This is a genomic window from Pseudomonas saponiphila (assembly GCF_900105185.1).
GTDB lineage: Bacteria > Pseudomonadota > Gammaproteobacteria > Pseudomonadales > Pseudomonadaceae > Aquipseudomonas > Aquipseudomonas saponiphila.
The window spans coordinates 1,445,731-1,457,995 of the sequence record NZ_FNTJ01000001.1 but is presented as its reverse complement, the minus strand read 5'-3'; the positions used below and the strand labels follow the sequence as shown (position 1 = coordinate 1,457,995).

At 63.0% G+C, this 12,265-nt stretch carries 12 protein-coding genes and 2 pseudogenes; 7 read left to right on the top strand and 7 right to left on the bottom strand.

What is annotated here, in order from left to right:
* Positions 1-19 precede the first annotated feature (19 nt).
* Positions 20-682, bottom strand: coding sequence for a LysE family translocator (locus BLV47_RS06980; RefSeq protein ID WP_092311461.1), 663 nt, complete (start codon positions 680-682; stop codon positions 20-22).
* Positions 683-962: 280 nt separating this feature from the next.
* Here BLV47_RS06980 and alaC point away from each other — a divergent pair, with 280 nt between their 5' ends.
* On the top strand, positions 963-2,174 hold the full coding sequence (alaC, locus tag BLV47_RS06975; protein ID WP_092311458.1) for an alanine transaminase: 1,212 nt from the start codon (positions 963-965) through the stop codon (positions 2,172-2,174).
* 96 nt (positions 2,175-2,270) lie between these two features.
* Here alaC and BLV47_RS06970 read toward each other — a convergent pair whose 3' ends face one another.
* Together BLV47_RS06970 and BLV47_RS06965 are read right to left on the bottom strand one after the other, a co-directional pair.
* Complete coding sequence (locus tag BLV47_RS06970; RefSeq protein ID WP_092311455.1) at positions 2,271-3,623, bottom strand: GntP family permease; 1,353 nt, start codon at positions 3,621-3,623, stop codon at positions 2,271-2,273.
* An 84-nt stretch (positions 3,624-3,707) separates the two neighbouring features.
* Positions 3,708-4,241 (bottom strand): gluconokinase, encoded by a 534-nt coding sequence (locus tag BLV47_RS06965; RefSeq protein ID WP_092311452.1) that lies wholly within the window; start codon positions 4,239-4,241, stop codon positions 3,708-3,710.
* A gap of 215 nt (positions 4,242-4,456) precedes the next feature.
* Here BLV47_RS06965 and gntR point away from each other — a divergent pair, with 215 nt between their 5' ends.
* The gene (gene gntR / locus BLV47_RS06960) at positions 4,457-5,488 is read left to right on the top strand and encodes an HTH-type transcriptional regulator GntR (RefSeq protein WP_060844403.1); all 1,032 of its coding nucleotides are present in this window, start codon (positions 4,457-4,459) and stop codon (positions 5,486-5,488) included.
* Between the two features lie 4 nt (positions 5,489-5,492).
* On the opposite strand, the gene BLV47_RS06955 is transcribed toward gntR, so the two are convergent.
* A complete protein-coding gene (locus tag BLV47_RS06955; RefSeq protein ID WP_092317080.1) occupies positions 5,493-6,110 on the bottom strand; it encodes a LysE family transporter in 618 nt (205 codons plus the stop codon).
* 66 nt (positions 6,111-6,176) lie between these two features.
* On the opposite strand from BLV47_RS06955, the gene BLV47_RS06950 reads away from it, so the two are divergent.
* A complete protein-coding gene (locus BLV47_RS06950; protein ID WP_092311449.1) occupies positions 6,177-7,106 on the top strand; it encodes a LysR family transcriptional regulator in 930 nt (309 codons plus the stop codon).
* Here the strand turns inward: BLV47_RS06950 and BLV47_RS06945 are convergent.
* Positions 7,103-8,020 (bottom strand): LysR family transcriptional regulator, encoded by a 918-nt coding sequence (locus BLV47_RS06945; RefSeq protein WP_092311446.1) that lies wholly within the window; start codon positions 8,018-8,020, stop codon positions 7,103-7,105. The genes BLV47_RS06950 and BLV47_RS06945 overlap by 4 nt on opposite strands.
* 122 nt (positions 8,021-8,142) lie before the next feature.
* Between BLV47_RS06945 and BLV47_RS06940 the strand changes: the two genes are divergently transcribed.
* The 4 genes from BLV47_RS06940 (at position 8,143) to BLV47_RS06925 (ending at position 10,767) form a co-directional block, all read left to right on the top strand.
* Positions 8,143-8,574, top strand: a complete 432-nt coding sequence (locus BLV47_RS06940; RefSeq protein WP_016967280.1) for a PACE efflux transporter — start codon at positions 8,143-8,145, stop codon at positions 8,572-8,574.
* A gap of 98 nt (positions 8,575-8,672) precedes the next feature.
* Positions 8,673-9,305: a glutathione S-transferase family protein gene (locus BLV47_RS06935; protein ID WP_092311443.1), complete on the top strand. Its 633-nt coding sequence runs from the start codon at positions 8,673-8,675 to the stop codon at positions 9,303-9,305.
* A gap of 38 nt (positions 9,306-9,343) precedes the next feature.
* Positions 9,344-10,087, top strand: a complete 744-nt coding sequence (locus BLV47_RS06930) for an NAD-dependent epimerase/dehydratase family protein (protein WP_092311440.1) — start codon at positions 9,344-9,346, stop codon at positions 10,085-10,087.
* Between the two features lie 173 nt (positions 10,088-10,260).
* Positions 10,261-10,767, top strand: coding sequence for a hypothetical protein (locus BLV47_RS06925; RefSeq protein ID WP_092311437.1), 507 nt, complete (start codon positions 10,261-10,263; stop codon positions 10,765-10,767).
* 60 nt (positions 10,768-10,827) lie between these two features.
* Here BLV47_RS06925 and BLV47_RS36930 read toward each other — a convergent pair.
* A pseudogene (locus BLV47_RS36930) lies at positions 10,828-11,256 on the bottom strand (methyl-accepting chemotaxis protein); the annotation flags it as partial.
* Between the two features lie 123 nt (positions 11,257-11,379).
* Positions 11,380-12,147 (bottom strand): annotated as a pseudogene (locus BLV47_RS36925) (PAS domain-containing protein); the annotation flags it as partial.
* Positions 12,148-12,265 lie beyond the last annotated feature (118 nt).

Below are 12,265 nucleotides of genomic sequence, written 5' to 3'. Positions count from 1 at the left end.
CCAATCGCCAGGGCCTGGATCAGAGCGCCGGAAGGTCGGTCACGCCGGCGCCGACGATGAACTCCTGATAACCGGATAGAATCACGTACACCGCGAAATAGCAGAAGATCGCCGCAGATGCCAGGTAGGAATAGCGCAGCAGCTTATCCCCCAAGAGCTTGCCGCCCTGGGTCGCGGCCAGGCACAGTCCCAGGGTCCAGAGCAGCCCGGCACAGAAGAAACCGGCGAGGAACAGCCCGGAATTGGCGATCCCGCCGCCCCCGGATCGGGCAATCAGGGTGCCACCCACGGCGGCGAACCAGAGGATCGCGCTGGGCGAGGACATGGCCAGGAAGATCCCGCGCAAGAACTCCTTGCGCGGCGAGCCGCGCTCCGCCTCCCCGGCCGTGGCCAGCACCGCGCTGTGGTGGAGCGCGGCGTAAATCATCTTCGCGGCGAAGTACACCAGCAGCGCCGAACCGCCGATCCACAGCACCCAGCGCACGCTTTCGTACTGCAGCAGCACGGTCATCCCGGCCAGGGCCAACAACGCGTAGATCAGGTCGCCGACGCAGGTCCCCAGGCCCAGGCAGAAGCCCTGGAAATAGCCGCGCTGCATGGCCAGGGTGATCATCGCGATATTGGCCACGCCGATGTCCAGACACAGTGAAAGGCTCAGCAAGAAGCCGCTGGTAAACTCCATCATTCATCCCGTTTGACGTTGTTGTTCGAAGAGCTGCCGAGGTCTGCCGAGCCCTTGAAAATCAAGCCGGCAGAGCTGGTTCGCAGCCCTTTCAGGCAAAAAGCGTGCACGTTATAGCGGCAAATCATCGGCCCTCGCAAATCCCCCCGGCGTCGCGAAAATAATTTTCCGCCCCTCTGGACAAGCCGCCGGCGCCGCCCTTATCGTCTGCCCCGCAGGCCACCGCAGTGGCCAACGTCGCTCGGACGGTTCCGGGCGCTTACGTCTTTCCGAGGCAACAATGGCCGAACAAGGTTCGCCGCGCCGCTTTGCGCGCATCGATCGTCTTCCCCCTTACGTTTTCAATATCACTGCCGAGCTGAAGATGGCTGCGCGTCGGCGCGGCGAAGACATCATCGACTTGAGCATGGGCAACCCCGACGGCGCGACTCCGCCGCACATCGTCGAAAAGCTGGTGACCGTTGCCCAGCGTGAGGACACCCACGGCTACTCCACCTCCAAAGGCATTCCACGGCTGCGCCGGGCGATTTCCCGCTGGTACAAGGACCGCTACGAGGTCGACATCGACCCGGAAAGCGAAGCCATCGTCACCATCGGCTCCAAGGAAGGCCTGGCGCACCTGATGCTGGCCACCCTGGACCAGGGCGACACCGTGCTGGTGCCCAACCCCAGCTACCCGATCCACATCTATGGCGCGGTGATCGCCGGCGCCCAGGTGCGCTCGGTGCCACTGGTGCCCGGGGTGGACTTCTTCGCCGAGCTGGAGCGGGCCATTCGCGGTTCGATCCCCAAGCCGAAGATGATGATCCTGGGTTTCCCCTCCAACCCCACCGCCCAATGCGTGGAGCTGGACTTCTTCGAACGGGTGATCGCCCTGGCCAAGCAGTACGACGTGCTGGTGATCCACGACCTGGCCTACGCCGACATCGTCTACGACGGCTGGAAAGCCCCGTCGATCATGCAGGTGCCGGGAGCCAAGGACATCGCGGTGGAGTTCTTCACCCTGTCCAAGAGCTACAACATGGCCGGCTGGCGCATCGGCTTCATGGTCGGCAACCCGGAGCTGGTCAGCGCCCTGGCGCGGATCAAGAGCTACCACGACTACGGCACCTTCACCCCGCTGCAGGTGGCGGCGATTGCCGCCCTGGAAGGCGACCAGCAGTGCGTGCTGGACATTGCCGAGCAGTACCGGCAGCGCCGCAACGTGCTGGTCAAGGGCCTGCATGAACTGGGCTGGATGGTGGAGAACCCCAAGGCCTCGATGTACGTCTGGGCCAAGATTCCCGAAGCCTATGCGCACCTGGGCTCCCTGGAGTTCGCCAAGAAGCTGCTGGCCGAGGCCAAGGTCTGCGTGTCGCCGGGAGTGGGTTTTGGTGAATACGGCGACGATCACGTGCGCTTCGCCCTGATCGAGAATCAGGACCGGATTCGCCAGGCGGTGCGCGGTATTCGCGGCATGTTCCGCGCCGATGGCCTGGTGCAGAAAAGCTGAGAGTCTTTCAGCCACAAAAAAACCGCAGAGATGCGGTTTTTTTGTGGCCGTGCTGGCGGTTTTTCGCGGGCAAGCCCGCTCCTACAGGCGAAGCTCTTAAACCACCAGCGACAACAGCAGGATAAAGATCAGGCCCACCACCGAGAGGATGGTTTCCATGGCCGTCCAGGTCTTGAAGGTTTCGGCCACGGTCATGTTGAAGTACTGCTTGACCAGCCAGAAACCGGCGTCGTTGACATGGGACAGGATCAAGGAGCCGGCACCGGTGGCCAGCACCAGCAGCTCGCGGTTGACCCCGGGGATCATCCCCACCACCGGCACCACGATGCCCGCGCCGGTAATGGTGGCCACGGTGGCCGAACCGGTGGCGATACGAATCACCGCCGCCACCAGCCAGGCCAGGAGGATCGGCGAGATCTGCGCGTTGACCGCCATGTGGCCGATCACATCACCCACGCCGCTGGTCACCAGCATCTGCTTGAAACCGCCGCCGGCACCGATGATCAGGATGATCGCCGCGGTCGGCGCCAGGCTGGCGTCGAGCAGGCCGAGAATCTGCTTGGAGCCGATGCCCTGCTTGTAGCCGAAGGTATACAGCGACAGCAGCAAGGCCAGCAGCAAGGCGCTGATCGGGTGGCCGATCATGTCCATCCACAGGCGGAAGAAGTGCCCGTCCGGCAACGCCACGTCGGCGAAGGTCTTGAGCAGCATCAGGAACACCGGCAGCAGCACGGTGAGCAGGGTCACGCCGAAGCTCGGCAGGTTCTGCGAGGTGTTTTCACGGGCCAGCTGGTCCACCAGCTCCTGGGACGGATGACCCGGGATGTACTTGGCAATGAAGGTGCCGTAGATCGGACCGGCAATGATGGCGGTCGGCAGGGCAACGATCAGGCCGTAGAGAATGGTCTTGCCGATGTCGGCGCCGAACACGCCGATGGCCAGCAGTGGCCCCGGATGCGGCGGCACCAGGCCGTGCACCGCCGACAGGCCGGCCAGCAGTGGAATGCCGATCTTGATCAGCGACACCCCGGTGCGCCGGGCGACGATGAACACCAGCGGGATCAGCAGCACGAAGCCGATCTCGAAGAACAGCGGGATGCCCACCAGGAAGGCGGCGAACATCATCGCCCATTGCACCCGCTCCTTGCCGAACGAGCGGATCAGGGTCTGGGCGATCTGATCGGCGCCGCCGGACTCGGCCATCATCTTGCCGAGCATGGTGCCCAGCGCCAGGATGATGCCGACAAAACCGAGCACGCCACCAAAGCCGTCCTGGAACGCCTTGATGATCTTGTCCACTGGCATGCCCGAGGTCAGGCCGAGGAACCCCGCGGCGATGGTCAGGGCAATGAAGGGATGCAGCTTGAATCGGGTGATCAACACGATCAGGCCGATGATAGTGACCACTGCATCAACCAGCAGATAGGTCTCTTGGGACATGCCAAACATGGGATTGCCTCCGGTTTGTTGTTTTTATTTAAGCGTTAAAAACAAGGGCCGAGTGGGATAGCGCTACCTATTTCGAACCGACGCTTAGCGCGAAGGTTCAAGGCCATGCTCCAGCCACCATTGGTTGGCCAGTTCGGCCAGGCGCTGGACGCTCAGGGTGCTGGCATCCAGGGCCAGGGTGAGCGGCTCCCCCACCGGGGATTCGAGGGTGGCGAACTGACTGTCGATCAGGGTCGAAGGCATGAAGTGCCCTGGCCGGTGTGCCACGCGATCGGCGGCGACTGCCGGCGTCAGTTCGAGAAAGATGAAACCCAGGCCGGGGGTGGCGGCGCGCAGGCGTTCACGGTATTTGCGCTTGAGCGCCGAGCAGGTCAGCACCGGACGCTGGCCGGCAGCCAGGGTACGGCGCAACTCCTCGCACAGGCTGTCGAGCCAGCCGGCGCGGTCTTCGTCGTCGAGGGGAATGCCGGCACTCATCTTGGCGATATTGGCGGCAGGGTGGAACGTATCGCCTTCAATGGCCGTGGCGCCGCTGCGCTGGCACAGGGCCTGGCTGACGCTGGATTTGCCACAGCCGGCAACACCCATGATGACCAGGGCGGTAATTGGTTGACTCATGTAACACCTCAGCGCGCAGACAGCGCTACCTTCGCTAGTTCTAGTTCTAGTACAAAAACAGTGTCTGCCGACGCCTTCTTGTCATTTTTGTGGGTTGCCGCGTATATAGTCCGCCAAACCAAAGAGCGAGGGTCAGGCACACCTCGCTCACGCATTGCAGCTGTTTCAGGACAGCGCTACCTTAGTGACTTGAATTTTGTTTGGCAAGCCGTCTGATGACCCCTCATAAAAACGATAAAAGCTCCCGTACCACGGGGCGCCCTACCCTCAACGAAGTGGCGCGACTGGCCGGTGTCAGTCCGATCACCGCCTCCCGGGCGCTGCGCGGCGTCAGCAGCGTGGCCACCGAGCTGGTGGAAAAAGTGCAGAAGGCCGCGCAGGAGCTGAACTACGTGGTCAACTCCGCCGCCCGCGCCCTGGCCTCGGCCCAGAGCCAGTCGGTGGTGGTGCTGGTGCCGTCGCTGTCCAACCTGCTGTTCATCGAAACCCTGGAAGCCATTCATCAGGTACTGCGCCCCAAGGGCTTCGAAGTGCTGATCGGCAACTATCACTATTCCCGGGACGAAGAAGAAAACCTGCTGCGCAACTACATGACCTACCAGCCGCGCGGGCTGCTGCTGACCGGTTTCGACCGCACCGAAAGCTCCCGGCGGATGATCGAGGCCAACAACATTCCCTGCGTCTACATGATGGATCTGGACTCCGGCGCCGGACTCAACTGCGTGGGCTTTTCCCAGTTGAACGCGGGGGAGACTGCGGCCCGGCACCTGATTTCCCGTGGCCGCAAGCACCTGGCCTACGTCGGCGCACAACTGGACCAGCGCACCCTGCTGCGCGGCGAAGGCTTCCGCCGCGCCCTGCAGGAAGCCGGGCTGTACAACCCCGACCTGGAACTGCTGACCCCGCGTCCGTCTTCGGTCGGCCTGGGCGGCGAACTGTTCCTGCAACTGATGCAGAGCCAGCCGCAAGTGGACGCCATCTTCTTCGGCAACGACGACCTGGCCCAGGGCGCCTTGCTCGAAGCCATGCGCTGCGGGATCAAGATCCCCGAGCAAGTGGCAGTGCTGGGTTTCAACGACCTGCCGTCCTCGGAACACATGGTGCCGCGCTTGAGCAGCATCAGCACCCCCAGGGAGGCCATCGGCCGCCGCGCCGCCGAGCAGATGCTGACCCTGCTGGCCGGCAACAGCGTGACCGAGCCCGTAGTGGACATGGGGTTCGAACTGCGGATCCGCGAAAGCACCTGAGGGTTCAGGGCTGCACGCCAAGCACACTGAGCAACAGCCCGAAGCCGATCAGTACCACCCCGAACAGCTGATCGATACGGCGCTTGTAGCCCAACAGCCGCTCGGCAATGGCCGGCGCCGAAAAAAACAGCGCCACGGCCACGAACCACAGCACGTGGGCCAGGACGATGATCGCCCCGTAGCCGATCTGTACCGCCAGCCCCGTACCCGGCTGGATCACCTGCATGAACAGGCTGAGGACGAAAATCATCGTCTTCGGATTCAGCGCATTGGTCAGGAAACCGCTGCGCAAGGCCGCCCAGGACGACACTTGGCCACGCCCCGCCACTTCCTGCGGCCCCTGGGCGGGACTGCGCAGTAAGCGAATGCCCAGGTAGATCAGATACAGCGCCCCGGCAAGCTTCAGCCCGGTGAACCACAGCGGCGACTGCTGCAACAGCAGCCCCACCCCCAGCAGGCTGTAGCCGATATGCAGCATGACCCCGAGCCCGATCCCCAGTGCGGTCAGCACGCCATGACGGCGCGAGAGCATCAGGCTGTTACGGGTGACCAGGGCAAAATCGGCCCCGGGGCTGAGTACCGCGAGAATGGTGATGGTGATTACGACTAACAGTTCTGTCACGTTGCCAACGCCTTGGTTATACAATCCGGCGCTACTGTATGGGGATCTTCTGGTTCAAGACCAACGATGAAAACTGACACTCTTGGTGATAAAAACTCACAGACACCGCGCCGACGCCTGCCCCCCCTCGGCGCCCTGCGCTGCTTCGAAGCGGCCGCTCGCCTGGAGAGCTTTACCCTGGCCGGCACCGCCCTGCATCTGACCCACGGCGCCATCAGCCGCGCCGTGCGCAGCCTGGAGGAAGACCTGGGCACCGCCCTGTTCGAGCGGCGCAGCCACCGGGTGTTTCTCACCGCGGCCGGGGCCGAACTGCTGCACAGCGTGACCCAGGCCCTGGACCTGATCGAAAACACCACGCGCCGCCTGCGAGCTCCGCCCCCTGGAGCTCCGCTGGTGCTGTCCTGTGAACCGACCCTGCTGATGCGCTGGCTGATTCCGCGCCTGCCGGCCTTCCAGGCCGCCCACCCCGACCTGTCCATCCAGTTGCTGGCCGGCGGCGGGCCCTTCTCGTTCAGCGCCGGCATCGACCTGGCGATCCGCCGCAATGATTTCGCCTGGAGCGACCAGATCCACGCCCACTGGCTGTTCGACGAAGCCATTGGCCCGGTGTGCCGTCCGGACCAACAGCCTGACTGGGCGCCGCAGTCAAACCAGCAGGCAGTCCTCGCGGACCACGCCCCGCGCCTGCACAGCGCGACCCGGCCGCAAGCCTGGGAACACTGGCTGCAGTTGCACCCGATGCCGCTGCCTCAGGCGTCTTCGGAGCAGGTCTTCGAACATTTCTACTTCAGCCTGCAAGCTGCGGTGGCGGGCTTGGGGCTGGCCATCGCCCCTTGGCAACTGGTGCGCGACGATCTGCGCGACGGACTGCTGTGCGCCCCTTTCGGCTTCGTCGCCGACGGCAGTGCCTACTACTTGCTCTCGGCCCAAGCGATCAGTGACGGCTCGGCGGCCGGTCTGTTGCTGCGCTGGTTGCGCCAGCAGGCCCTGGCCTAGAACCCAGGGCCGGGCCGCGGCCCCAACGCCGGATCTTCGCCACTGAGCAACTGCACCAGGGCCAGAGCGCCCTTCTGCAGCGGCCGGCTCTTGAGCCACACCGCATGCACCGGCAACGACAGGCCGTTGTCGAGATTCTTGAACTTCAGGCGCTGCAAGCGACCTGCCGCCAGCAGCGGCTGGATCACCGACAGCGGGAAATTGCCCCAGCCGATCCCGGCCTCCACCATGTGCAAGGCCATGGCCAGGCTGTCGGTGCGCCACCGCGACTCGCCCACCAGGGGCCGGGTATCGCTGATGGGCAGGTCGCGGCTGGCCACCACCACCTGGCGCACGCGGATCAACTCCTCCAGATACAGCGCCCCATCACTGGCCACAAACAGCGGATGCCGGGGTGAAATACAGGCAATGATCCGTTCGCTGCCGGCGTACTGGAAATATTCCAGGGCATTCACGCTCAGGCCGGCAAACGCCACGCCCACGCTGACCCGTCCGCTGTGCAGCAGTTGCAGCACGTCATCCTGAGGAGCGCTGAGCACTTCCACATCCAGCAGCGGATAGCGCTCGGCCAGCAGCTTGATGGCTGCTAGCAGCCGCTGCTTGTCGATGTCATCCACCACCGCGATCGAGAGTGTGCTCTCCAGCCCCAGGGACAGCTCGATGGCATGCACCTGCAACTGCTTGAGCTGGTCGGCAATCAGCCGGGCATGGGGCGCGAGCGACAAGGCCAGGGGCGTCGGCACCGGCTCGCGATGGCTGCGATCGAACAGGGCATAGCCCAGTTCGGCCTCAAGGTTGGCAATGCCCATGCTCACCGCCGAGGGCACCTTGCCCAGCGCGCGGGCCGCCGCAGAAAAGGAACCGCGCTCAAGCACGGCGAGAAACAACTGGATGCTGTCGCTGGAGAAATTCATGGGCACAACCTATCAGCAAAACTGAAAGCTTCCGACTTTTTCTGTCATCGACATTGAAGCTATCTTTCGCGCCCCGTGCCAGCCCAGCCCTGGCCACCTGTATTCAATACCGAGGAATTCCCATGCAAGGCGTGAAACGCAAACTGCTCTATGTATCCCTGTTCGAGGTGTTCGGCATGACCTTCTCGGCCCTCGGCCTGGCCCTGCTGTCCGGCACCTCGCCCAGCAGTACCGGCCCACTGGCGGTGGTGATCACCAGCATCGCGGTGACCTGGAACTTCATCTACACCAGCCTGTTCGAACGCTGGGAAAGCCGCCAGCCGTCACGCACCCGCACCGTCAAGCGACGCATCGCCCACGCCGTGGGCTTTCAATTGACCCTGATCGTGTTCCTGATCCCGCTGATCGCCTGGTGGATGGGCATCAGCCTGGTACAGGCCTTTCTCCTGGACCTGGCGCTGATCCTGTTCATCCCTTGCTACACCTTCGTCTTCAACTGGCTGTTCGACCGGGTCTTCGGCCTGCCGGCCTCGGCCTTGCCCGACCCGGCCTGAAGCGCGGACAAACATCCAGAGGCACATTGGCCATCGCCGAGGACCGGGCACACTGATAGATTCCCATGGCCCGCTTGAGCCACGAACAAGGAAGCATCATGGGAACCCCCTACAGAATTCTCGGCAAAGCCTCGTCCATCAACGTCAGAAAAGTCTTGTGGACCTGCGAGGAGCTTGGCCTTTCCTACCAACAGGAAGATTGGGGCAGCGGCTTCCAATCGACCCACACTCCCGAGTTCCTCGCCCTCAACCCCAATGCCCAGGTTCCGGTGCTGATCGATGCCGCCGGCGCCCTGTGGGAGTCCAACAGCATCTGCCGCTACCTGGCCAACCTGCATCCCGGCAGCGGCCTGTTGCCGATCGCTCCACGGGCCCGGGCCCTGGTGGAACAGTGGATGGACTGGCAGGCCTGCGAACTCAACCCGGCCTGGAGCTACGCCTTCATGGGCCTGGTGCGCCAGCATGCGGACTACCAGGACTCTCGGCGCATCGACGCCAGCCTGCGGGCCTGGAACGCCAAGATGGCGATACTCGAACAACAGCTGCAGCGCTCCGGAGCCTATGTCCTCGGGGAGCAGCCGAGCCTGGCGGACATCGTCCTCGGGCTCTCGGTCAACCGCTGGAAGATGACGCCCATGGAGCACCCTGATTTCCCCGCCATAGAGGCCTACTACGAACGCCTCAGCCTGCGTCCGGGCTTTCGCCTGCACGGACGCAATGGCACCCCCTAGCCTGAGCCACGCCCTTACCTGGCCACCGGAGATTGGACATGGATGGACTCAATGTATTGCTGACCGGCGCCTGTGGCCGGATCGGCAAGGTATTCTTCCAGGGCTCGCAGGAGCGCTACCGCTTCACCCTGACCGACCGCGTCGAACCGGACTTCGAGATCCCGGCGCCCCACCGCTTCGTGCGCCTGGATCTTGACGACCCGCAGACCATCGGCCGTCTCCTGCCGGGCATCGACGTCGTCGTCCACCTGGCCGGCATCCCCCATGCCAGCGCCAGTTTCGAGCAACTGCTGCCCAACAATATCCTCGCCACCACCTACCTGTTCGAGGCCGCCGTTAACGCCGGCTGCCGGCGCCTGGTGTTCGCCAGCAGCGCCCAGACCATGGAAGGCTACCCGGTGGATCGACAGATCACGGCGAACATGCCGGTGATGCCGGCCAACCTGTATGGGGTCAGCAAGTGCTATGGCGAGGCGCTGTGCGCCTTCTATGCCGCCAGACGCGGGCTGTCCTGCATTGCCCTGCGCATCGGCGCCTTCGAGTTCCCCGAGCATCATGAGCTGACCAGCACCCGCGACCTCAGCGCCTGGCTCAGCCCCCGAGACGCCCTGCAACTGCTGCAACGGGCCGTGGAAGCCCCCGGGGTGCAGCACTTCATCGGCCACGGTATCTCCAACAATCGCTTCAAGCGCCTGGACCTCAGCGAAACCACGCGGGTCCTCGGTTATGAGCCGGTGGACGATGCCTTCCAGGAGGACTTCGGCATACCCATCACCTACTGAGCGCGGCCCTCGGCAAACCCGGGCGGCGCTTGCCAGAAAGCGGCAAGACTTGTCCGCCCGCGGACCGCCCGGCAGCACTCGATGGCGTCAATCCATTGATATTAAAGGGTGATTTTATTAGGCATGGATCTTGCTGGAATACTCGCCTAGTTCTCTCACACAGGTTCCCGATCATGTTGGTCAACGCCCAGAAATCCGTTTCGGTGCAGCCCACCTCGCGCACCGATATGGACCCGACCACTGCAGCCGCCAGCGCGCTGTACAGCGGCATGCTGCAACAGGCCCAGAACTCCGTCACCGTGCCGACGTCCCAGTCCAGCCTGCAAGGCAATACCGTGGACGACAACGTCAATGCCGCGTTCGCCAAGACCCGTGTCCTGCTCCAGGCCACACCACCGACCGCCAGCACGCCACAGGCCAATAGCGCCACCGAATCCAGCGCGTTGAGCGAGTTCAAGGACTACATGAGCAAGACGCCCGAACAGCGTCTGCGCGACAACATCCTCAAGGATATGGGCCTGACCGAAGAAGACCTGAAAAACCTGCCGCCGGAACGCCAGCTGGCAATCAACCAGGAAATCGCCCAGCGCCTGAAAGACAAAATGCAACTGGCCAAGGAAGAGGCTGACACCAAGACCAGCGCCAAGCCGATCGACGAGAAATTCCTCGCCTCGCTGTAATGGCGCACGACGAAAAAGGGTTCCCAGCGGGAACCCTTTTTTGTGCCTGACGCAACCCGATCACTGCAACTGCAAGGTCGAGTTGAACTGGCTGATGGCATCCACCACATGTCGCGAGCCTTGCTGGATTTCCAGGATCACCTCCCCCGCCTCGTTGGCCAGTTCGACCCCGACGCCGGTGCGGCTCAGGCTCGATTGCATGCTGGTGACCGCGCTCATCGACAGGTCGTGGTTCTTGCGCACCACTTCGACGATTTCCACCGTGGCCTGACTGGTTCGCGCCGCTAGGCTGCGCACCTCGTCGGCCACCACCGCAAAGCCTCGCCCGTGCTCGCCGGCCCGAGCCGCCTCGATGGCCGCATTGAGCGCCAGCAGGTTGGTCTGGTCGGCGATTCCGCGAATGGTCTGGACGATGCTGCCGATGATCTCCGACTGCTTGCTCACGGCATCGATGCTGCGCGCCGCTTCGTTCAGGTCGTGAGAGATCTGCTGGATGATCTGCACCGTCTGCTGCACCACCTGCGAGCCCTTCTGGGCGCAGGCGTCGTTCTGTACCGAGGTGCTGTGGGCGGATTCGGCGGCGGACTGCAGGCTGGTCATCTGCTGGGTGATATCGCTGGCGAACTTGACCACCTTGTACAAGCGGCCCTTGGTGTCGAACAGGGGGTTGTACGAAGCTTCAAGGAACACCGTCTGGCCGTACTTGTTTTCCCGCTCGAAACGATGGGAGTGATACTCGCCACGGTTCAACGAAGCCCAGAACTGCTTGTACTCCGATGACTCGGCTTCAGCCCGGTGACAGAACATGCTGTGGTGCTGACCAAGGATTTCATTCAAGGGGTACTGCATAGTCTTGAGGAAGTTGTCGTTGGCCTTGAGGATCTTGCCGTCCGGACTGAACTCGATGATCGCCATGGAACGGCCGATGGCATTCAGCAGGCTCTGGTTTTCATGTTCGACATGGATGCGTTCGGAGATGTCCGAAGCCACCTTGATCACGCTCTTGACCCGGCGATCGGCATCGAACACCGGCATGTAGCTGGCTTCGAGCCAGATCTCTTCGCCGCGCTTGTTCAGCCGCAGGAAAGTGCCGCTGACCGGTTCGCCCCGCCCCAGGTCGCGCCAGAGCTTGGCGTATTCCTCGCTGCGGTAGAACTCTTCCTCGCAAAAGATCCGGTGATGCTTGCCACGTATCTCTTCAGCGGAATAACCCATGGTCTGGCAGAAGTTGTCGTTGGCATCGAGCACGATGCCATCGGGAGAAAACTCGATCATCGCCATGGAGCGGCTGATTGCCGCCAGCTTGGCGTTGGCCTCGGCCAGCGCACAATTGAAACGCTCGATCTCTTGCAGGTCAGCCTTGTGATGTAGGTTAAACATGGTTGTATCACCTTCAACGCTGTCTTTTGATTGACGGAAGTTCCTAGTCTTTCAACTGAGCCACTACAACGTTCGATAAAACACGGCAACCCCCCCCCTTCAATATGAGAGAGGAATT